Annotated in this window: 25 protein-coding genes; 4 read left to right on the plus strand and 21 right to left on the minus strand. The window is 34.4% G+C overall.

Annotated elements, in window-relative coordinates; all coding sequences use genetic code 11:
* The first annotated feature begins 22 nt into the window (after nt 1-22).
* Nucleotides 23-919, plus strand: coding sequence for a cupredoxin domain-containing protein (locus ACY9Z2_RS06870; RefSeq protein ID WP_463608880.1), 897 nt, complete (start codon nt 23-25; stop codon nt 917-919).
* Nucleotides 920-973: 54 nt separating this feature from the next.
* On the opposite strand, the gene ACY9Z2_RS06875 is transcribed toward ACY9Z2_RS06870, so the two are convergent.
* The gene (locus ACY9Z2_RS06875; RefSeq protein WP_463608881.1) at nt 974-2,155 is read right to left on the minus strand and encodes a D-alanyl-D-alanine carboxypeptidase family protein; all 1,182 of its coding nucleotides are present in this window, start codon (nt 2,153-2,155) and stop codon (nt 974-976) included.
* Nucleotides 2,156-2,725: 570 nt separating this feature from the next.
* On the opposite strand from ACY9Z2_RS06875, the gene asnB reads away from it, so the two are divergent.
* Complete coding sequence (gene asnB, locus ACY9Z2_RS06880; protein WP_463608882.1) at nt 2,726-4,630, plus strand: asparagine synthase (glutamine-hydrolyzing); 1,905 nt, start codon at nt 2,726-2,728, stop codon at nt 4,628-4,630.
* A gap of 25 nt (nt 4,631-4,655) precedes the next feature.
* Complete coding sequence (locus ACY9Z2_RS06885) at nt 4,656-5,696, plus strand: C39 family peptidase (RefSeq protein WP_463608883.1); 1,041 nt, start codon at nt 4,656-4,658, stop codon at nt 5,694-5,696.
* Nucleotides 5,697-6,198: 502 nt separating this feature from the next.
* Here ACY9Z2_RS06885 and ACY9Z2_RS06890 read toward each other — a convergent pair.
* The 10 genes from ACY9Z2_RS06890 to ACY9Z2_RS06935 form a co-directional block, all read right to left on the minus strand.
* Nucleotides 6,199-6,618: a hypothetical protein gene (locus ACY9Z2_RS06890; protein ID WP_463608884.1), complete on the minus strand. Its 420-nt coding sequence runs from the start codon at nt 6,616-6,618 to the stop codon at nt 6,199-6,201.
* 324 nt (nt 6,619-6,942) lie between these two features.
* The gene (locus ACY9Z2_RS06895; RefSeq protein ID WP_463609027.1) at nt 6,943-7,611 is read right to left on the minus strand and encodes a response regulator transcription factor; all 669 of its coding nucleotides are present in this window, start codon (nt 7,609-7,611) and stop codon (nt 6,943-6,945) included.
* Between the two features lie 6 nt (nt 7,612-7,617).
* Nucleotides 7,618-8,994, minus strand: coding sequence for a sensor histidine kinase (locus ACY9Z2_RS06900; RefSeq protein WP_463608885.1), 1,377 nt, complete (start codon nt 8,992-8,994; stop codon nt 7,618-7,620).
* A gap of 15 nt (nt 8,995-9,009) precedes the next feature.
* Nucleotides 9,010-10,482, minus strand: coding sequence for a UDP-N-acetylmuramoyl-L-alanyl-D-glutamate--2,6-diaminopimelate ligase (locus tag ACY9Z2_RS06905; RefSeq protein WP_463608886.1), 1,473 nt, complete (start codon nt 10,480-10,482; stop codon nt 9,010-9,012).
* 173 nt (nt 10,483-10,655) lie between these two features.
* Nucleotides 10,656-11,174: a hypothetical protein gene (locus ACY9Z2_RS06910; RefSeq protein ID WP_463608887.1), complete on the minus strand. Its 519-nt coding sequence runs from the start codon at nt 11,172-11,174 to the stop codon at nt 10,656-10,658.
* 115 nt (nt 11,175-11,289) lie between these two features.
* Nucleotides 11,290-11,550, minus strand: a complete 261-nt coding sequence (locus ACY9Z2_RS06915) for a thioredoxin family protein (RefSeq protein WP_463608888.1) — start codon at nt 11,548-11,550, stop codon at nt 11,290-11,292.
* Nucleotides 11,551-11,559: 9 nt separating this feature from the next.
* Nucleotides 11,560-11,961 (minus strand): MerR family transcriptional regulator, encoded by a 402-nt coding sequence (locus tag ACY9Z2_RS06920; RefSeq protein ID WP_463608889.1) that lies wholly within the window; start codon nt 11,959-11,961, stop codon nt 11,560-11,562.
* Nucleotides 11,962-12,075: 114 nt separating this feature from the next.
* Entirely contained in the window at nt 12,076-13,635 is a 1,560-nt protein-coding gene (locus ACY9Z2_RS06925; RefSeq protein ID WP_463608890.1) for a multicopper oxidase family protein, read from the minus strand.
* Between the two features lie 26 nt (nt 13,636-13,661).
* Nucleotides 13,662-14,240: a thiol-disulfide oxidoreductase ResA gene (gene resA / locus ACY9Z2_RS06930; protein WP_463608891.1), complete on the minus strand. Its 579-nt coding sequence runs from the start codon at nt 14,238-14,240 to the stop codon at nt 13,662-13,664.
* 151 nt (nt 14,241-14,391) lie between these two features.
* Entirely contained in the window at nt 14,392-15,207 is an 816-nt protein-coding gene (locus tag ACY9Z2_RS06935; protein WP_463608892.1) for a ZIP family metal transporter, read from the minus strand.
* Between the two features lie 171 nt (nt 15,208-15,378).
* Between ACY9Z2_RS06935 and ACY9Z2_RS06940 the strand changes: the two genes are divergently transcribed.
* Nucleotides 15,379-16,035 (plus strand): DUF4396 domain-containing protein, encoded by a 657-nt coding sequence (locus ACY9Z2_RS06940; RefSeq protein ID WP_463608893.1) that lies wholly within the window; start codon nt 15,379-15,381, stop codon nt 16,033-16,035.
* A 225-nt stretch (nt 16,036-16,260) separates the two neighbouring features.
* On the opposite strand, the gene ACY9Z2_RS06945 is transcribed toward ACY9Z2_RS06940, so the two are convergent.
* The 10 genes from ACY9Z2_RS06945 to ACY9Z2_RS06990 all read right to left on the minus strand — a co-directional run bounded on the left by ACY9Z2_RS06945 (nt 16,261) and on the right by ACY9Z2_RS06990 (nt 22,848).
* Nucleotides 16,261-16,758, minus strand: a complete 498-nt coding sequence (locus tag ACY9Z2_RS06945; RefSeq protein ID WP_463608894.1) for a class I SAM-dependent methyltransferase — start codon at nt 16,756-16,758, stop codon at nt 16,261-16,263.
* Nucleotides 16,759-16,837: 79 nt separating this feature from the next.
* Nucleotides 16,838-17,095: a hypothetical protein gene (locus tag ACY9Z2_RS06950; protein WP_463608895.1), complete on the minus strand. Its 258-nt coding sequence runs from the start codon at nt 17,093-17,095 to the stop codon at nt 16,838-16,840.
* 82 nt (nt 17,096-17,177) lie between these two features.
* A complete protein-coding gene (locus tag ACY9Z2_RS06955; protein ID WP_463608896.1) occupies nt 17,178-17,435 on the minus strand; it encodes an SHOCT domain-containing protein in 258 nt (85 codons plus the stop codon).
* Between the two features lie 48 nt (nt 17,436-17,483).
* Entirely contained in the window at nt 17,484-18,212 is a 729-nt protein-coding gene (locus ACY9Z2_RS06960) for an urease accessory protein UreH domain-containing protein (RefSeq protein WP_463608897.1), read from the minus strand.
* A 118-nt stretch (nt 18,213-18,330) separates the two neighbouring features.
* Nucleotides 18,331-18,543: a hypothetical protein gene (locus ACY9Z2_RS06965; RefSeq protein WP_463608898.1), complete on the minus strand. Its 213-nt coding sequence runs from the start codon at nt 18,541-18,543 to the stop codon at nt 18,331-18,333.
* Nucleotides 18,540-19,928, minus strand: a complete 1,389-nt coding sequence (locus ACY9Z2_RS06970; RefSeq protein ID WP_463608899.1) for a sensor histidine kinase — start codon at nt 19,926-19,928, stop codon at nt 18,540-18,542. The genes ACY9Z2_RS06965 and ACY9Z2_RS06970 overlap by 4 nt, the downstream gene beginning before the upstream one ends.
* 1 nt (nt 19,929) lies before the next feature.
* Entirely contained in the window at nt 19,930-20,625 is a 696-nt protein-coding gene (locus ACY9Z2_RS06975) for a response regulator transcription factor (RefSeq protein WP_463608900.1), read from the minus strand.
* A 15-nt stretch (nt 20,626-20,640) separates the two neighbouring features.
* Entirely contained in the window at nt 20,641-21,789 is a 1,149-nt protein-coding gene (locus ACY9Z2_RS06980) for a F510_1955 family glycosylhydrolase (protein WP_463608901.1), read from the minus strand.
* 50 nt (nt 21,790-21,839) lie between these two features.
* Nucleotides 21,840-22,550, minus strand: coding sequence for a cytochrome c biogenesis protein CcdA (locus ACY9Z2_RS06985; RefSeq protein WP_463608902.1), 711 nt, complete (start codon nt 22,548-22,550; stop codon nt 21,840-21,842).
* Nucleotides 22,551-22,686: 136 nt separating this feature from the next.
* Nucleotides 22,687-22,848 (minus strand): hypothetical protein, encoded by a 162-nt coding sequence (locus ACY9Z2_RS06990; RefSeq protein WP_463608903.1) that lies wholly within the window; start codon nt 22,846-22,848, stop codon nt 22,687-22,689.
* Nucleotides 22,849-22,969 lie beyond the last annotated feature (121 nt).

The raw sequence follows: 22,969 nt of genomic DNA on the forward strand, positions 1-22,969 counted from the left end.
AAGTTGTTAGGAGCGAATAATTATGACACTAGCTTTATCAGTAACGTTTATTCTTATGTTCATATTGACTGCAACCGCCTTAGGTAAAACGATAAAGTATCGTAAGAGAATTCCTTGTATGACGGGAATGATGATAGCAATGTCTCTCGGTATGATGGTTGGGCTAACTACAGGTGTAATTCTAGGTATATTGTTGGCAGGGAATTTGTTTTATTCAACAATCCTTGGGATGATTGTTGGTGTAAGTGTGGGATTTTTATTAGGGCTGCCTGTAAGTTTAATGGCTGTCTTGGATGGTGCACTATCAGGTATGATGGGGGGAATGATGGGGGCAATGCTTGGAGAGATGATTGCACCAGACTATCAGGACTCAATCATCAGAATTATGTTTTTATTATTTGTAGGTTTGTCATTCATCTTATTCCAAATGATGAATCAGGAATTGTTGAACAAGAAAAAATCACTTGTAACGCATCCTACTATAATAATTTGTTTATTTATACTTTTTGTTAGTGGATACAATTTGTTAGGACCACTTATTCCTAGTTCAACTTCTCAAAGTAGTGATTCTCACTCACAGCATCAAATAAATAACAAGGTCCTCGCCATTCAGGCGGATGAATTTTCTTTCTCGCCTAATGAACTGGAATTTACCGCAGGAGAAAAAATAACAATTGTGTTAGAGAATATTGGAAATGTGGAACATGACCTCGAAATAACTGGATTAAATGTGGAACAGGTCGAATCGTCAAGTTCACATAATCACCACAAGCCAAGTATTATCCATGTTCATGCCGAACCAGGGGAAAAACAACGAATCTCGTTTGTTCCTTTAACTTCTGGTGTTTTTAAATATACGTGTACCATCCCCGGGCATGCTGAATCCGGTATGGTAGGAACGTTAGAAATATCCTCGTAACCAGAAAAAAGCTAGTATGTTTTGTGAAATACCAGCTTTTTATAGAAAATTAAATTAAGTTGTATTTTTATGTTTACGGTAATATACACAAACTAAACACAAAGTCAAAATTGAAATAACAATAAAACTACCCGAAGACACCAATGTATGGTTAGAATTTTTATTTGAAACCCCTGTATACAGTTCGTTTTCATTTCTTTGTTTTTTAATACTTTTTAATTGAAATGAATTGATTACAGTCCCATTTTGATTAATAATTTTTAGTACCCCCTGGGCATCTATCTCTTTATGTACTCCCTCCCTAGATAGATGCGTATAGGTTAACGCTTTAGGTGTCTTATATTTCTCATTATAGATGGTGAAGATTTCCCCCTTAGGAACAGTGGAGTGTCTATAATACTCAAATCCATAGTCTAAAAGGGTTTTTGTGTCTGTGTACGCCTCAGATTGCATATTACTGTCTAGAGTAATTACAATCAATTCTAATTCATTTCGTTTCGCTGTTGTAGCTAAAGTAAACCCTGATTGGTCGACATAGCCAGTTTTACCACCCGTTACCCCTTTATAGGGCATTTCTCTCATTAATTTATGGTGTGTATAAAGTGTAGTGTCCCACGTTTCACCATCCCAATCTAGCTTAGTTTTACCGAAAATTTCTTGGAACACCTCATTTTTAATTGCGTATTGTGTTATTCTCGCTAAATCCTCAGCGGTTGATACATGATTAGGATCAAAAAGACCGTGGGGATTCGTAAAATTTGTATTCTTAACACCAATTACGTTCTGTAAATAACTATTAATGTCAGATGAAAACTTCTCTACATTACCGCTTAAATGTTCAGCAATTGCCACTCCTGCATCATTACCCGAGTTGATTAAAAGCCCTTGAATTAAATTTTTTAATGTAATCTGTTCTCCTTCAACTAGATAAACTCTAGTTCCTTCTATATTTCTAGCTCTTTTGCTTATCGTTACCATATCACTTAGATTACCTGTTTCGATTGCGTAGATAGCTGTGGCAATTTTAGTTAGACTAGCAGGATACATTGATTCATTAGCTTTTTTTTCAAAAAGTATCGAACCAGTATCTGCATCAATCATAATAGCGGCTTCACTTGTTACTGATGGTGCAGCCTTGTCTGACCAAGCGAGTACTTTTGGGGAAAAAAAGGTACTAGCCAAAATTACAACTGCCATAATCAGGGTTATTCTTTTCATTTCATTTCCTACTTTCATATATTGCGTTAACTTCAATTTAGGTACCTGGATGAATTTTCGATATTTATTGTATTTTTGATTCGGATGATATTGATGACATGTCCAATTTAATTCAAGGTTCTTATCTCTTATTCTCTCGTTTTTTAATTCAGATCGATGAAATGTAGCATTCTATTATCCTCCTGAAAACAATTGTCAACCCATACATTTCAAACTAAACTTGCAATCTTTATTGCATATTCCAGGCATGTTTAGTCGTACTCTAATCCAATTTGTGTCATCAAATTGTGTAATTTCTCTAATTCTACTTTTCTCATACCATGATATTAGTAAGTCTAGGATTAATTATTGCAGAAAGTGTGAGGATTGCAGTATGTAATATATATTTAACAATTGTTAATCTTTTGTAACAGATTACCTTAATTCAGTACTTCATAGTTAATTTGTTCACATATATGTCACATTTTCTCTATGAAAAATGCAAATCTATTAATTATAATTTGCTGTAATTAATCGGATAAAGGAAATAGTAGAAATCAAATATTTTTCTTTATCAACAATATAACTTTATTCATAGGAGACTTGTGCATGTGCGGTATCGTTGGATTTATAAATAATGAAACAAAATTTGATAAAACAGCAGTAATAAAAGAAATGATGAACGCAATTGAACATCGTGGCCCAGATAGTGAAGGTTATTATTCTGATGATCATATAACACTTGGGTTTAGAAGGTTACAAATAATAGATCTCTCAACTGATGCAAGTCAACCTATGTTTAATGAGGACGAGTCTATTGTTCTAGTATTCAATGGAGAGATATATAACTATCACGAATTAAAGGATGACCTTATAGCCAAGGGGCATATATTTAGAAACCATAGTGATAGTGAAGTTATTATCCATGGTTACGAAGAATACGGAGTTAATCTTGTTAACAAATTAAGGGGAATGTTTGCATTCTCAATATGGGACAAAAGTAAAGAAATCATGTTTCTTGCTAGAGATTTCTTTGGGATAAAACCATTATATTACACACAAAACACACACAACAATTCCTTAATCTTTGGTTCGGAAATTAAATCATTTTTAAAAAATCCAGTTTTTAATAAAGAACTGAATGAAAAAGCTTTAAAACCCTATTTGACATTCCAGCACTCCTCTCTTAACGAAACTTTTTTTCAAGGCGTTTATAAACTGAAACCCGGACATTACATGGTATATAAAAAGGGTGAATTGGAAATAAAGCCTTATTGGGACGTAGATTTTGAAGAAGTGGATAACAGTCTAAATTATTATGTAAATCAAATTCAGAAATCAATGGAGGAATCAGTTAACTACCATAAAATTAGCGATGTTAAGGTGGGTGCATTCTTATCAGGTGGTGTTGATTCAAGCTATATTGCGGCACTACTAAAACCTGACAAGACTTTTTCAGTTGGATTTCAAGATTATGAAGGAATTTTCAATGAAACGAATTTGGCAGAAGAATTATCAACTATTTTAGGGATTGAAAATCATAAAAAAATTGTTAGTGCTGATGAATTTTTCGATGTTATTCCTACCATTCAATACCATATGGATGAACCACATGCAAATTTATCATCTGTACCACTTTACTTCCTATCAGAATTGGCTAGCAAACATGCGACGGTTCTTTTATCAGGAGAAGGAGCCGATGAAATATTTGGTGGATACGACTGGTATAATACTTCAAGCACGATGCGCAAGTATAAGAAAATACCATTTTTTATTCGGCGATTTGTTTCCACGCTAACTCGAAAAATACCTACGAATCAAATCACAAGATTTCTAGTCAAGGGAGGCAAAAAAATAGAAGAGGAATTTATCGGTCAAGCAAAAATTTTTGAGGAAGAAGATGCTTTGAAAGTTCTACATGATAAGTTTAAAAATGCTCCAATGCCAGAAGAAGTTGTTCATCAATCATATGATAAAGTTCAAGGCAAAGATAACGTTACAAAAATGCAATATGTTGACCTGAAGCATTGGTTACCTAATGATATTCTTTTAAAAGCTGACAAGATGAGCGCTGCACATTCAATCGAACTTCGTGTACCGTTTTTAGATAGAAAAGTAATGGAGATGGCTTCAAGGATACCTTCAAAATTAAAAGTAAACGAAGAAAAAACCAAATATGTATTTCGTAAAGCTGCAGAAGAAGTCTTGCCAAACGAATGGGCGAACCGACCAAAAGTTGGATTCCCTGTACCACTTAGAGATTGGTTAAAACAGGAAAAGTATTATAACAAAGTAAAAGATCTATTTAGATCTGAAATGGCTTCAACCTTTTTCCATACCGATGAACTTGTCAGATATCTTGATGAACATTACTATGGCAAAACCAATCGTACACGTTATGTCTGGACAGTATATGTATTTCTCGTATGGTATAAAACATTCTTTGTTGATTTTGAAAATAAAGAAGAAATAAAAAAAGACTCAAGTACTAATAAGGTTGCTGTATCAGTATAATCACATTTATAGGAGAATGTGTGTAATGAAATTAATCATCCGAAATTCCTTACTCTTTTTTATTCTCATTATGTTCATTACATTGATTTTCATAAACAAAAGTGAAATTTATGATATAGTGCACGAATTTTTGGATAAGGACGAGAATCGATTAACGATTGTAAATGTTGATTTAAGTACTGGAAACCCTATAAAAAATACCGTTTATAAAATTATTGATTCGAAAACTAATAATACTGTTGAGATGCTCAGAACCGACAAAGACGGTCAAACAGTCTCAACAGTATTAAAATCAGATAAAGAATACAAGGTAATACAAACGACTATCAAAAAACCATATGAAATATCCACTAAAAAGTATATTGTGGAATTAAATGATGATTTTAATTTGTTAATCACTAAAAATGAAATGCCGAAATATATTAAAGACTATCGTTTGACTGCGAATAACACTGTAAAGATTACAGATATTCAGTTACCAGTTGATACAGTTTTACAAAATCCCGAACTTCCTAACGGATGCGAAGTTACTGCGTTAGCTGCTGTCCTTAATTATTACGGTTATGAAACAACAAAAACAAATTTAGCAAACAACTATCTACCAAAGTTACCATTCACACGTAGTAATAATCGGTTATATGGTCCTAGCCCGTATGAGGCGTATGTTGGGAATCCTAGTAGAGAACCAGGAGGCTTTTACAGTTATGCTCCCCCTATAGTTAAGACTGCTAACAAATTTCTCCAAGATGTGAATGGTGATATCTTACCAACAGATATAAGTGGAAGTACACGCAATGAATTAATTAATATGCTTGATATGGGCATACCTGTTATCGTATGGGTTACTACTGACATGAAAAAGCCACAAATAGATTATTCTTGGTATCTTACAGGAACACAAAACAAATATGATGCACTGTCTAATTCCCACACTGTGGTACTAACTGGTTACAACAATAATTTCGTATATACCATGGATCCACTGAAGGGCCAAGTAAAATATAATGCTCATAAATTCTTTAAGATTTATGAATTAGCAGGAAGTCATGCAATGGTGATTATGTAAGTTACTAGTAAGGTGGGTTGAGTTATGTGTGATACTTATAACATAAAAACTAGGTATAAAAAATTCATTAATACTGAACAATCCTGCGTTTTAAACAACGGACATTCTATCACAATTCCAAAGTCAATTAGAAAAGCATTATCGTTTATGACTGGTGATGAAGTCACTGTTGGTTTGAATAACCTTGGATTGATTATCCGTAAGAATAATCGATATTCGCTAGATAACAAAATGATTATAAGTGAAAGAGGAAAAGTATGGATTCCTAAAGAATTAAGAAAATCCTTATGCTTGACCAAAGGTGACATATTTCAGATCTATGTTTCAAACTGTTCACAAACTATTCTACTAAAAAAGATTTTGAATTAAGTATAAACTCCCTTATATTCTTTAGAGATTTTTATATTTTAAGTTTTATTGCAATAAATAAACTTATAATGTAATCTGTTCCTACTAATAGCTATCTATATTATATATAATACTCACACTTAATTTTCTTCTTTTATTCGAATACAAGATTTTCAACATGGGATATTGTCTTCTGTTCTCCTTTAACACTGAAACGAGCCTTTATAAACAATTTATGTTTTCCTTCTTTAGGAGAATTAAACGTTAAGGAACCATACGGATAGTAGCTTTGGCCATTATTCAATTTTTTCGTAACTTTCTTTCCAGTAAATTCGTGTTTTTTAGTCTTAAATGTAATCGATATCAAAGGGATATGATGACTAATTTCAATCGGTTTTTGGCCAACGTACTGGATAGATCGATATACTTTTAACCCTTCATCAATATTTTCAACTCTAATATGTAATATAAAGTTATCTCCTTGTTTCGAAAATGTTTTACTGGATACTAGCGCAGCACCATTAACCTGTGATACAAAATACAAGATAACTATAAGAATAATAACTATTAACACGGATGCAATTCTTTTGATAACATTACCTCCTGTACAATAAGTAAGTGTGGTAAAAGACTATTAAACAAATAATTTGAATGTTTATAAATGATTTTATTATATAATTCAGAAATAGAGTAGCAATGAAATATGCAGTTTTAATGGATTTTTCATTAAAATTGTTTTACATATTTTATACTAATTCTTGTAAGCAGATATAATTTGGGATATTACCACCATTCACTTGCACCGTTATTAGAAATTACAATACACTACAACGATTTGTTAATAAAGGTGGATTGCTATTCCATAAATTACTTAACTTTGTAAAGGTTTTTTATAACTTTAGTTAATCCATTTATAACCAAGTCCCCAAACCGTTTTGAAATGATCATCAATATGGAAGCCCGAATTCCTAATTTTTTCCCTTATATTTCGTACATGTGAATCAACAGTTCTTCCCTCTGTATCCGAATCGAATCCCCATATTAGTTCAATTAACTGTTCTCTTGTAAAAACTTGATTAGGCTTTTTTAACAAATGTCCAATCAATGCAAATTCCTTTGGAGTTAGTTGTATTGGTCGCTTGTTATAAGATAATTCATATCGATCCTCGTCCCACAATAAACCGCCTATTTCAATTTGGTTAGTAGGTTTGCTTCTACGGAGTAATGCTTCCATTCTGGCCAATAATTCAGCTTCGTTAAAAGGTTTTGTAATATAATCATCAGCACCCAACTTCAGTCCTTTAACAATGTCATCATTTTGATTTCGCGCGGTTACCATAATAATTGGCACATCAGAAATCTTCCTTATTTCTTGGCAAAGTTCCCAACCATCCAATTCTGCCATCATAATATCAAGTAAAACAATATCAAAAAATTCCTTATCCATAATTGATAACGCTTCATTTGCTCCTAATGCCTTTTTATACTTATAGTTGTATGGCTCTAAGTACAATGCTAATAAATCTAACATACGTTTCTCGTCGTCGACTAACAGAACTTTGTGCAACAATGTTCACCCTCTTTTTAATCTAATGGAAACAGTAGTTCCTCTTCCTTCTTCACTATTAATTATGATAGATCCATCGTGAGATTCTACAATTTCTTTTGTAATTGCTAAACCCAATCCATTCCCTCCGCTTTGTCTTGAACGCGATTTATCAACTCGATATAGGCGTTCAAATAAATATGGCAAGTCTTCTTTGGGTATTCCCTCCCCATTATCACTTATTATAATATTAGTATCATCTTCAGTCTGCACAACCTCAACTGTTACCTGACCATCAGCTGAAGTATGTTTTCTTGCATTATCCAAGATATTTATCAATACCTGTTCAATTCGTTCTGGATCTATAAAAGCAACAATGTCGTCAGTGCTGTTTACCGTTAATTTGATATTTTCTTCCTCATACATAGGGCTAATACGGTTAACTAAAGATTGAATCAACTCAGATAAAACCACTTCTTCTCGTTCAATTAAAAAATTATTTTGGTCCATTTTTGCTAGTTCGAATAGATTTTCGATTAATCCTGTCAACTGTTCTGTTTCTTCTCGAATAATTGAGATGTATTCCACCTTATCTTTGCTAGAAATACCTTGACGGTTAATTACATCAGCATATCCTTTTATATAAGTGAGCGGTGTTCTTAGCTCATGTGAAATGTTTGCTAAAAAATCATTCCTTACTGTTTTCAATCGTTCTAAGTCATAGGATAATCTTGAAATGGAACTTGCTAATTCTCCGAGTTCATCCTTACGCGCTGTATTTAACTCAACCTTAGTCATTCCCAAGCTTAATTGCTCTGTTGCTTCCTTCATCTTTATAAGAGGAATCGTGATAAGTCTGGATAAAATAAAAACTGTAATAATTGTCAAAACAATTGTTATAACACCCACAACAATAAATTGTTGATTTAATTGATCAACAACCTTTTTCACACTGCTTGTATCGGCAAACATATAAACATGACCTTTATGTTCCCCATTAATTGTAATAGGACTTTCAGTAGCGATGTATTCTTTTTCCCTCCATCGATCTTCAACGACTTTTCCCTCTTTAGGGATAATGGTTCCTTCTGTATGCTTCATCACGTTTAACATTTCTTGATCAAGATTATCGGAAGATACAATTACGTTACCTGATCTATCGGTTATTACCACCTCAAATTCCGAGGAAGATTCCATTATTCCAACATATTCTATTGTTGATTGATTATAATTTTCTTCTAAGACGTCTCGATGTGTATTACCACGTGCTAGAATGCTTTCCATCACTTCATCTATTCTATTGTGTACAAGATTATTATAAAGAATAAAAAATAAAAAGGATTCAATAAATAAAATAAACACAAAGAATAGTGAACCGATTTTTATAGATAATTTATTAAACATAGCCAGCCTCTTCAATCATGTTATACATTTTTTTTCTTTATTAATACTAGTGTAAATAACTGTTTCTTTATCAGATTGGGTCGGATAATAATATGGTTCCCTATACTTTTCATGGCCTTTTCCAGTAATGACGATCCAGTCACCAGGGATACATTGTTCCATGGCCCTTTTTATTGCAATGGTTCGATCCTCGATTATTAATCCTTTATCATTTCCAAACTCCGTTTGCAAATGCTCCATATTATTCATCATTTCTTTAATTGTAACACTATTTAAGTCGTCTAAGGTTAGTATATATTGATCACTTAATCTTGCACTAACTGACAACATTTCTTTTCTTTTACTTATATCTCTATTACCTCTAAAACCAAAGATATGCGTTAGTCTTTTTGCACCGTAAAGTCTTGCTGTTTTCAAGCATTGTGAAAAAGCATCTGCTGTATGAGCATAATCAATAACTACTGTAATATCATTATCAAGTTTTACAATTTCAAACCTTCCTTCGACTCCTGTAAAATCATACATTGAAGAAATAATTTCATTTTTTCCTAACCCAATAAGTGTGGCGACACCGTATGCCATTAATGCATTATACATATTATGAATTCCTGGCATTGGAGAATAAATGTATAATTCATTGTGCTTCTGATTTACTTTTATTGTAGAATTTTTAAGGCAAAAATCAATTATCTCCAAATTTCTATTTTCAGATGTTCCAATGGTAAATGGTTTTCTTCCATTTGATTTCAGATTGTTTTCTAATTTCTCACCCCACTGATTATCAGTATTTATGATAGCTTGTCCATTTTCTCTTAACTTGTCGAATAACAATGATTTCGTTTTAAAGTATTCATCCATTGATGTATGGTAATCTAAATGATCTCGGTCAAGATTAGTAAATAGACAAAAATCAAACTGAATACCCTCGACACGAAATTGTTTCAAACCATGTGAAGATACCTCCATAATAACAACATCGTCATTACTGGTGGATAGTAGTTTATGTAAAACAAGCGAACTTGGGGTGGTATTTATACAGGAAGTTACTTCCCTATTAATAACATTTTTAATTGTCCCTATCATTGAACAAGTTAAACCGTTTTTTTCTAGTATATGCTTAATAAGGTGAGTAACAGTAGTCTTACCATTTGTGCCTGTTACACCAATTATCAATTTATTCATTGACGGGTTACCATAAAAATTCCTCGCAATTATACCTAAAGCCTTTCTACTATTATTTACTTTAATATATGGAACAGCTAAACCATACAAGTCCTTCTCACCAACGACAACGCTTGCACCATTAATGATGGCGCTTTGGATATAATCATGCCCATCACTTCGAGAACCATTGATAGCTACAAACATGTAATCACTCTTAACTTCGGCGGAATTTTCTGCAACCCCCTTAATCGTGCTATTAGATGGTTTATCCACGTAGTGAACATTTTCCACATTAAGATCTTTTACTATTTGTGATAATTGCATGGTAAATTACTCCTTTTAAAAATAATGCAGTAATTTGTATTGTTAACTTATTTTGTGTAGAAAGTGTGGAGTTTATGGTCTTGTAATAAAAATTTAATACTTCTATTAAAAATTTATTGATAAAAACACAAAATAGTTCTGATTTATTTACTAAAACAGAACTATTTATACAGCTATTCATCGAGTATGTGTTTAAAATGTTGGTACGTGTTTAATTGATCTTGAGTCGATACCTTTGGAACAAATGCCCAACCCATTTCTTTTATAAATGCTGCATATTTTTCCTGTACCTGAAGTTGTTGTAATGCCATTTCAACATGAGCGTTTCTCACATTCTTATTCTGCATCATTAAGGCAGAAGTATAATTAGTGTTCGACATACATTTTGCGGTTGTATGTGCCTCCAATGCTATCCACTTATTGTTTGGACTATCCTCCCGCAAGCTATGATATTCAGCTCTTAAATAACTAGAAATCTTCGGTACTTCAATATAGCCATTCTCCTCTGGATTTATGAAGGCTAACATTATTTTCACATGCGCTCGCATCATGTTGGTTTGTAGAACAATTATTTCTTTTAGATCTAAATTTGAAACATTTGCCTGATAAACTTCCAATTTGTTGATGACACCTTCATGAGCTGACAGATGTTCAGCCATTATCCCTAAATCTACAGCAGGTAAGGCAGTCATATAAAGCCTCCTTCGTCATTCTTGGGTATTCCCCTAATACTGTATGAAAAAGAAACCACAAGTGTGCCTTTCCATAAAAAAGCAAGGGTATGAATTTTACCCTTGCCGTCGTTGTTTATTGGCCTAATCCAGCTGTTTTTAATACATTAGTGTCTATCCCATTGCTGCTTATCAGCTTGCCATTAACTGCAACGGCTGGAACAGACTTTATGCCATATTCATGTGATTTTACCTCACATTCAAGTGTGTCACATTTTTTATTAAGATCATAAACTACTACTTCACAATTATCGCAGGCTAAATCTTTTACTTGTTGCACAGCACCTTCACAAATGCTACAACCTGCTGTAAATACTTCAACTAATCGTTTTGCCATTTAATTAATTCACTCCTTTAAAAATTGAATAATTGGACATTCACCTTTTGAAACCCCAAATCCAGGACACTTTTTCCCCAAATCTTCAAGCAATGTTTTCATTTGGTTTAAATCATGAATTTTCATTTCAATCTCTTTCATTTTACTTATTGCAAAATCTCGTATTTCTTCTGAACGAAAACGTTCATCTTTTGAAGCAACTAAAAGATTTTTAATTTCTTGAAGAGTAAAGCCTAAATCCTGCGTACGTTTAATGAATTTAATATCTTGGATGACTACTTGGGGAAATTTCCTGTAACCTGCTTCCGTTCGAGGAGGTTCAGAAATTAATTCCCGTTTTTCATAATATCGAATGGTTTCAACATTTACGTTTGCTTCTTTTGCTACTTGACTTATTGTTAATCCTTCCATTTCATCTCCTCCTCAATATTAGTATGCACCTTAGACTATGGTACGGGGTCAATAATTATTTCTAACCAGTGCAAAAAGAGATTGCTATTTATTAAGCAATCTCTTTCTAAACGATTATTCAGTAATATTGTTTACATCACCACTTGGTTCGAAATCCTCAAAGTTATTGTATTTGACTAATTGCAGCATTCCTGCAGTAGCATGATGTAAATCGTGGCAATGAAAAAGCCAATTTCCAGGGTTATCAGCTTTAAATGCAATAACGTACTCCTCACCAGGTTTTATGTTAAGTGTGTCTTTCATTATAGGCGAACCTTTTACTGGTTCACCGTTTTTGCTTAACACTTGGAAAAAGTGACCGTGCAAATGCATTGGGTGAACAGCTTCTGGATCATCCCCGCCAGCATCATTTCGCAACGTGACCTTAACGAGATCGCCTTTATCTATCTTTAATGGAGGTACATCTGGATAGGCATTTCCATTAATCGTATACGCCATCCCCATACTTGATCCCATATCCATTTTTGATCCTAAGTCCATTGTATATTCAACATCAAAATTATCTTCTAATGAAAAACTTCCTTTTGTCTCTTCACCAATATTCATCAAATTAACCTTATCAGCAGTCTTTTCATGAATGGTTTCTCCATTTTTATTGTTTGCATAAACTACATCCATTTTCATATATTTCGCACCAGGCATATCTGTATGATCATCGATTGTAAAATTCTGACCAGACGTTGCATTAAAAACAATATCGTATCTTTCACCTGGTGCTATTTCAAGAACAGCACCTTCCTCAAGTGAAGGATTGTTTACTGGTTGCCCATCAACGTGTGTAACCTTATAATCTACTGGAATATGAATCTTGTGAACAATATATCCTGCATTCACTAACCTTACTTTTACTTTATCCCCTTTTTTAACTACCAATGGATCGTTAGCTTGATATGTTTTACCATTTATAGTAAAAATATTATACGATGACATGTCGTGACCCATCATCATTTGTCCACCATTCATCCCTTGCATATCATTTTCAGAATCACCGTGATCCATTCCATCCATATTCATGCCTTCGTCCATATTCATTCCCTCATGCGGATTGGATTGCCACTCATCCAGTACAAGTGTATAGTCACGGTCAGCGTCTACTCCTTCTTTAGGTTCTACAATTAGTACCCCATAAAGCCCTTTATCCACTTGTTCTACACTATTTTGGTGACTATGATACCAGTAAGTACCTGGAACAGTTGCAACAAATTCATACGTATAGGACTCACCCGGTGGAACTGCATCCTGTGTAACACCAGCAACCCCATCTTCCGTATTAGGCAACGGATAACCATGCCAATGGATTGTAACAGGTTTCGGTAGTGAATTTTTTAAATTCACCTTTATAACTTCTCCCTCTGTTACACGTACCTCCTTGCCCGGAACTGTACCACCATACGTCCAAGCATCAATCATATTATCATCACTTAACATCCAAGTTGTTTCTTGAGCTTTGATGTTGATTTCATTTACCTTTTTTCCTTCTTTATCTACTGTCTTGACGGTAACGGTTTCTTTTGAGGATTCTGAATTATCCTCACTAACCGACGATGATTCATTTGTACATGCTGTTACTATAACTACCAATACTAATAAAAGTAAGACCTTAATCTTATTCATGTGTAAATACCCCCTATAGGTATAATTTATTTTTGTTCTGGAAGGATAAGCTTAAAATAACCTTCTAAACTTTCCAATGTTAGTGCGCCTGCTACTATTTTAACGATCTCACCTTCTGGATTGATAAAAAAGGTACTTGGAATCGGACCAATTCCATACTCCTCCATTACCTGCCCAGTATTATCATGCGGAATAGGAAAAGTTAAATTGTATTTATCAATGAACCGGTCAATTACAAGTTCTGTCGAGTCTAAACTCACTGCAACAATTTCAATTCCTTTTTTCTTATATTCAGGATACAGCTTTTGCATATAAGGCATCTCGGCTTCACAAGGTTTACAATACGTAGCCCAGAAATTCAACATGACACCTTTTCCTCTTAGATCACTGAGTTTAACTGTTTCCATTTTATTATTATTATTAACTTGCTTAAGCTTGAAATCAGGCGCCATTGAACCCACGTCAATTTTGGTAGTATCTTTGGTTAGATTAGAAACTAAAGCATATCCTACTGCAGCAAGTAAGATTACTAAAATGGTTATACGAAATATAAATCGGTTCCGCTTTTTTCGACTTTTGTTAGCTTTTACTTGATCTAAGTTCACGCAATCACTCCTTGTCCAATTGAAAGCATAACAAACAAATTTGTAGATTTTATGTAGTTGAAAAAAAAGACTAACCACATTGGATTAGCCTTCCCACACAACTTGCAAACTTTTCACTTAAATTAGAACTTATTGTGGTTATTCCATATTATCATCCGAGTGCTACATCGAGTATCATCATTACAGTAAAACCAATCATTAAACTCATGGAAGCTAAATCCTTATTACCGTTTTCTTGTGAACCAGGTATTACCTCCTCGGCCACTACAAATATCATTGCACCTGCAGCAAAACTTAATGCGTACGGTAAAAGTGGTTCAACGAATGAGACCGCTAAAACCCCAATTATAGCGGAAATAGGTTCAACCATACCTGAGAATTGTCCGTACAGAAAACTTTTTCTCCGAGTCATACCATCTCTTCTAAGAGGCATTGACACCGCAACCCCTTCTGGGAAGTTTTGAATACCAATCCCTATCGCTAAAGCAACTGCACCAGCTAAAGTGGCAGATGGTGAACCATTTGCAACAGCGCCAAAAGCAACTCCTACTGCCAACCCTTCTGGAATATTGTGTAACGTAATGGCAAGCACAAGTAACGTACTTCTTTTCTTTTTTTTAGAATTTATTCCTTCTGCTTCTTCTATTGGTGCGTTTGGGTGTAAATGGGGAAGTAACTTGTCAATACCCGAAAGAAAGATTCCTCCCAACATAAAACCGACCGCTGCAGGTACCCAGGCGTGTGTGCTGCTTTTTTGCGCCATATCTAATGCAGGAGATAAAAGAGACCAAAAACTCGCAGCAATCATTACCCCACCCGCAAAACCTAACATCCCATCTAATAATTTTTGATTAAATCTTTTTGTAGTATATACGATAGCTGCTCCAAGTGCAGTCATCCCCCAAGTAAATAATGTTGCAAATGTGGCTTGTATTACAGGATGAAGTTCCTGAAAAAAATCCATCATTTTTCCCACTCCCTATTTAAGTATATTTCTATACAATTTATGCACTAAAACTAAAATGTTTCCCTGTGTAAACACTTTAAACCAAATGCAGTAAAAAGGTCAAAGATTACCTGAATTTAAAAACGTTTATCTTCTTTTTCCACTGGGTAAAAACCTTCTAGAGGTGATAAAATGTTAGAAATAGTCTCTTGGTTCATGATTGCAATAGGATTTATAAGTTCAATAATAATTATAGTAGATGTGCTAAAATATCCACAGGAAATGAAGGTCATGAACTTTGTGTGGTCGATAAATGCATTGTTTTTTGGCCCTATTGCATTGTGGACTTATTTTAAGTGGGGGCGCATAAAGGCGAGTGGAATTAAAAAGAAAGACAATCGTGGTAAACCAGGCAAAGTTTTTGTATCAACTAGCCACTGTTCTGCAGGATGTTCTTTAGGTGATGCTGTCGGTGTTCCTATTGTATTTATAACAGCTTTGACAATAGCTGGATCAACATTATTTGCTCACTATGTGATTGAATTTATATTAGCTTATGTTTTTGGGATTATTTTTCAATTTTATGCAATCTATCCAATGAATAAGGATAAAGGTGTTTTGAGGTCACTCAAGAATGCAATAAAAGCTGATTCTTTTGCCTTAATTTCTTTTGAAATTGGGATGTTCGGTTGGATGGCAATTGTCGAATATATACTTTTTTCTACTCCTCCTAAACCAAATGAACCAACATTTTGGTTTATGATGCAGATAGCATTAATTTTAGGGTTCCTGACAAGTTATCCTGCCAACTGGTGGCTAGTAAAAAAAGGAATTAAAGAGGCAATGTAGATGATATTTCCAACTATTTGTGAGAGACCCTTTGAAAGCTTTTTCAGTTGGGCTCTCTTTCAACAAAAATGAAATGATAAGTCTAAAATTCGCAATCATTCTATTTCCGTTTAAAACTTAAATCGCAAATTTATTAAAACATCTAATAGTTAAAAATATCCCCTTATAATACGAATTCACTTCCATGATTAATAAAATTGATTGTTTCAACAGTTCCAAGGTATTTCAATCTAAATGACATCCATCACAAACTTTTTTCCAAAAAGGAGTTAATACATCCTGTGTTTTCCCTAGAAATACCTGGTCTACTTTGACATGTTCAAAGAGTAATATTTCTGCATTAGGTTTACAAACCCTTTTTAATTCTTGAAGAGCTTTTATTGGTTCTGGAATGGTACAAAACACAAGCGTCGCTACTGCTGAATCAAATGTATTATCAGCAAAAGGAAGATTTTCAGCTTCGGCTAAATAAGTATGGATGGGAATGTGTGGATTTTGGTTTTGAAATCGTTTGACTGCACGATCCCTTATCAAGGGATTTGGTTCAATCGCATCTACTTGTATTGCATTTCTATAGTAAGGAAAATTCACCCCTGTACCATAACCAATTTCCAGAACCCTTCCAGCAGCATTGCCTACCAGTTTCCTTCGAATTTTCTTAAATGTAGTTTGCTCGAGCGGCTTCAGTGCTAAATCATAAATTTGTGAAAACCATTTTCCCATTTTTATTCACCTCTGGAAGATCAATGTAGATTAAAATAAGGTCTCATATGGAGACCTTATAAATAGGGAGTGAAAATTGTTACCTATCTTCTTTGTTGTCACCATTGGATTCCATGAAGTCACCGCAAGCTTTCATCATCTTCTGAACTTCAGGTGAATTCATTGCTTGCATCATATTGGTCATGTTACTATTCTCCATCATGTTCATCGTCCCATTACCATTCATCATATTTCCCATTCCATTGCTATCTGGCTCTTGGGCAAATACGGTTGTTCCTATTACCAAAAGGGTGGCAAAAGCAAACGATAACGCAAATGGTACTTTTTTTAGTTTCATTTCATCGTCTCCTTTATTCATTATTACTAGGACAACTTTATTATAGACAATAATTTTGTTGAAACTGTGATGATTAAAAAATTTATTCCTTACTTCTTAAAATAGCTTCTTTTTCTTTAAATTCTTCTTCATTAATTTCCCCACGTGCAAATCTTTCTCTAAGAATTTCTATAGAAGAATATCCTTTTTCACCAAATAATTTAGATAGTAATACGAAAACTCCATATAGCAGAATTCCTAATACAATAGTCCATACGATCATGTTAAGAATCATACTACCACCCATCATGGACATCATGTTTTTCATCGCCTTTCGCAACCATTTTATAAATTGTGCCATCATTAAATGTTTAAGCCCGTACTATATTTATTCCGATAGTGCATTACATTACCAATACGTTAATGTATCCAAAATACCAAGAACAATTAGTAACCAACCTGCTACTCGTTGTACTATTCGACCAAAATTTCTACCTTGTTTCATCAACTTTCCACCTAATCCAAAATACCAAATCAAGAAAATAGCAACTAGTAAAGGTACCGATGTTCCTACACCAAAGATAAGTGGTAATACTGCACCATAGGATGTGGAAAGAACAACTGGCATTAACGTCATAAAAAATAGAATAAACATGGTCGGACAAAAGGCTAATGTAAAACTAACCCCCATTAAAAAGCTTCCCAACTTACTATCTTTTAAATACCGTTCTGGAATTTTACCAATATAAATAGTCCAACGCATTTTTAAGAAACCTACCATAAAGATTCCGATTAAAATTAACAGTGGACCAATTGTCTTTCTAAGTATAGGGATTACCATTGTTAATTTCCCTTGAAATTCATTGCCTAAAATCCACACGATAAGTCCAAGTCCCGAAAAGACCACAATTTTCCCTAACATAAATAGAAATATATGTAACCACGGGATTTTTTGCTGTAATGAACGATTTCCATATATGGTTATTGCTCCTATATTTCCTGTAAACTGACAAGGAGCGAGCGCGCCAACAAGACCAAGTATGAAAGCAGATAAAAGTGGGATTCCTTCCCACTGATTCGCTAAAGTAAAAAACGGATCACTTAGAAAATTACTAATGTCACTAAAAACTTGATACATAGAATGCCCCTTCCTATTAAGCCAAGAACACCTTTAATTTATAAAGATTAGATATATACTTATTTCCCTGTCATAGTTCAACAAGGAAGAAAAAGGTGGGAAAACTAGATTCCCCACCTTATTTGCCCTGATCATTTTTTGTTTTAAGATAAATAATATAAATAACTCCAACGACCAACACTGGTAGCCCCATCCACATACAGAGATGAACAAATGTACTTAAATAGGAGCCAAACGATTCAGTTTCCAACATTGTTGTTGCAGATACCGTGAGGCAAGTCAATCCCATTATGATTAATACTATGGCTATTAACCATTCTAATTTTTTCATAAAGCCTCCTCATTAACTATTGGAAAACTAAGCTGAAATGTTGTACCTTCTCCTAACTCACTTTTAACGAAAATAGTTCCGTTTTGGAGTTCAACGAGATTTTTTACAATAGCTAATCCTAATCCAGTTCCACCTAGCTCTCTCGAACGTGATTTCTCCACACGATGAAACCGTTCAAAAATAAGTGGTACATCTTCCTTAGGGATTCCCATTCCTGTATCTTCAATTCTCACGTAAATGTGAAACTTGTCACTCCATACACGTAAAGTAATTACCCCTTCTTCCGTATATTGTATTGCGTTTCGTAATAAGTTGGTAAAAATTTGTTCTAACCGGATGCCATCCGCTTCCAAGTATGGAATATGACCTTTTATCTCTTTTTTTAACGTTATTTGTTTATTTTTAAGTTCCAAGTTAACTTTGGCAAAAGAAGATTCAACGACTTCTACAACATCCGTCATCGAAAACTGCAGATATAATTTACCCTCTTCCATTTTTGATAAATCAAATAGGTCGTTAATTAGCCTAACCATACGTTCTGTTTCACTATCTATAATGTCCAGGTACTGAATTCTTTCTTTTTCTGACTTATAAAGTCCCTGTTTGACTACCTGCGCATATCCCTGAATATATGAAATGGGTGTTCGTAACTCATGTGAAATATTTGCGAGAAATTCTTTACGATTAGTTCGGTATCTATTTGTCTCAAATGCCAAATCATTGATTGCTTGGCCAAGTGAGCCTAATTCATCAGCAGAAGAAATGTCTAACCGAACGTCCAGATTTCCTTTTGCAATTTCTCTGGTTGCTTTTTCCATTGCTAAAAGTGGGTCTGACATTTTTCTAGATATAACAAATGTAAATCCAAATGCTAACAACAACGCCCCAATTGCAGATAGCAGGAGTAGGTCTCCGATTTTGTCAATCGGATCCTGAACATCATTAATAGGGGTTAGTACAAAAAAGGTTCCCTTATATGTACCAGATTGAATTATTGGTGAGCCAGAACCAAGATAACGGATGCCTGTTTCGGAGTCAATTACTTCTATTTTAATAGACTCTCCATTCATTAACGCGTTACGATCCTTCCTAAATGGACTAATTTTATTTATGCCTGAATCAGCTACTACGTTTCCCTCTGCATCGACAATATAAATATCTTTGTTGGTCAAATCGGCAAGGTTTCTGAACATATTTAGGATAACTTGATCATCCAATGCTGTAATTGTTTGGGCATATTTTTGGGAAAGACTCGCTAATTCTTCCTGGGCTTGACTATAGTAAAAATTAGTAAAAATCTGATTAGCAACATAGCCAAGAGGGAATAAAACGATTAAGAACAAGACCATAATCGTAACGCCTAGTTTGACAACTATTTTATTCATATTACGTTCGATCCTCAGAAGTGTTAAATTTGTAGCCTACACCCCAAACGGTTTTAATTGGATTATACGATAGACCTGCTTTCCGTAATTTTTCCCGAATATTTTTCACATGGGTATCAACTGCGCGTAAATCTCGAAACTCGTTTTGTGACCAAATCTTATCTAGTAAAATTTCCCGAGTGAATACCCTACGCGGCTGATCTGCCACCGCGGTGAGGATATCAAATTCCTTTGGCGTTAAATCAATGTATACTCCATTTACCTTGACCTCTCTATTTTCACCATTTATAGTCAGGTTTTCGAAATAGATTGCTGCTCTACTGGTCTCAACGCTTGCGTAGCGACGGATTAATGCGTTGACACGAGCAACTAACTCTTCAGGCGCAAATGGTTTAATCAAATAATCGTCGGCACCTAGATTTAATCCCTGTACGCGGTCTTTGATATCACTTCTAGCTGTCAACATCAGGATGGGAAGCTGATTCGTTTTTCGGATATTAGCACACACTTTCCAACCATCTATATCTGGAAGCATGATATCTAAAACCATTAAGTCATATGAAGTGCTTTGCACCATTTTTAGTGCTTCATTTCCATCCTTTGCCTCATCGATGTAATAATTCTCTTGTGTTAAGTAGATTTTTACTAGGTTCCGCATATTCCATTCATCGTCCACAACAAGAATTCTACTTTGCATGAACAACCCTCACTTTTACTGTGTTATTGCTACACCATTATCAACACTTTGTTCCCATGTGTTTCCGCCATCACTTGATAGATAGATATCCCTATTACTTGTAGCAAAAACAAATTCCTCCTTATTCGCTGGGTCTTGTTTGATATACGTTATATAGGCTTCCCCTAAATTCGGAATACTAAGTTTAGTCGCCTCGGTGGAAGATAAATCATAGTGATAAAGGTCGGTTTGCGTTGCTACCAGCAGGTTATTTTGATGACCAAAAGAAACCGCTGACACTGCGCCCGTTATTGGTAGTTTTTCAAAATTGTCACCATAATCTGTTGACAAGAATACTCCTTGATTTGTTGCTAAAGCTACTACACCTTGCTCAGATGGATGAGCGGATAAAGCAAGTGCTTGTCCCTCAAGTCCAGCCAATTTACTTTGTTTCCATGTTTTCGTTTGATCTGTCGAATAATAGAATCCAGGCTGTTCCATCTGCGAGTTCTGTGAAGGATTAAAAACATAAATTTCTTCGGTTTGATAGCCGACTGTCATGCCATGAAAATCAATTTCGCCTGTTAAAGCAAGTGTTTCAATTGTTTTACCCTTATCTGTACTTCTCACGATTCCAAGTGGGTTTGGTAAGTCTGAACCAGAACCAGGATGACCACTACTATAAAATCCGTTATCAAACATCGTGAATCCCATATAGTCATTTTGATCCACTTCTGCAACATGCCAAACACCATCTTTTAAAACCCTTAATCCATCGTGAGCTGGGACAATTATTTCCTCTCCATCACTTGTGTAACCAAGACCATGAATATGGGTAAATCTTACTTTATCCTCAGTTGCAATATTAGCCACGATTAAAAAGATTACAGCTAATAATGGTGAGATGATGGAACCCCATTTATGGATTTTATTTTGAATTTGTAACGCTTTAAATTTCTCCCGATTTGATTTGTTCTTCAAATTTAGCTTACTCAATTTGTTCTTAGTTACTATATACAAGGTAAGGAATATTGCTACTAATACCAACGAAGCAATTAATCCGTAATCCCAAAAATTAATTGTATTTTCTTTTGCATGCTCCTCGGCTGTGCCATGTGCAAACGCTGTTAGAGGTAAAGATAACAGCGAGATCCCTATAAAAATCGATACGATTGCCCTATTCATTTTTTACACTCCTTGATAATTTGTTTTTTTTTAAAATAAAAAGTAGAGCATTAAAATCCTGTAAACCCATTGAAAAAGTTACTCGCTAAAAAAGAAGTCAGTTTCGTCATCCAATCAAAAAATAGTACAAATCCCATTAGAATCATGATAATTCCGCCAATTTTCATCATTAAACGATTGTGTCGCTTTATCCATTTCATTCTTCCGATAAAGAAAGACATGATAAAGAATGGAATGGAGAAGCCGAGAACATACGCAATCATGTAAAATATTGCTTGATCTGGATTGGAAACTCCCAATGTAATCACTCCTGCAAGTATTGGACCCATACATGGAGTCCACCCTGCTGCAAAAGCAAAGCCAATGACAATTGAACCTAGATAACCAGAAGGTCGGTCCTTTATTGTCAATCTTTTTTCCTTCATTAAAACCGCGGGTTTGTACACCCCGATTATGATGAGCCCAATCGCGACCAGTAAAATTGCACCAAGCTGCCGGATCAAGTCCCCGTAATTAATAAATAGTTTACCTAATAAAGAGGTAGAAAATCCTAATGCAATAAATATAATAGAAAAACCAATTAAAAAGAATGCGGTGTGGAGTAGTGCACGTTTTTGTAGAATTCCCTTGCCGTTTTTCAACTCATCAACTGATATTCCTGTTATATAGGATAAAAATGCTGGATAAAGAGGCAAGCAACAAGGTGAGATAAATGATAAAACTCCTGCAGCTAGTGCCAATAACAGATTAACTTCTTCCATTATGATCCTCCATGATTTCAGATTCCTCTCAACTATAGTATATATTTGTGAGGAAATTGTGGAGTTCTTTGTTATCACAAAAAATAAACCTGGTTCTACTAACTAAAGAACCAGGTTTACTAAAAAGTAGTTAAGCTTAAAGCATTTCACGGCATGCAGAAATACATTCTTCTAAATCCTGAACAGCATGTTGCATTTTAGGCTTAGCTCCTGCATCAGCATGTGACAAAGCCTTATTCAAGTGTCCTAATGCACTTTCGCATTCAGTAATACATTGTTGAAGATTTGCGTTATCCATATACATACTCCCTTTCTTCGTTTTATTTTTACACCATTTAACTTTTACTTTAAAGATTTTTTTATTCAGTCACATTATAAATAAAAACTTCTATTTTGACTTCCATGTTCATAGATTCAAT

Source organism: Virgibacillus sp. GM2-2 (genome assembly GCF_055329585.1).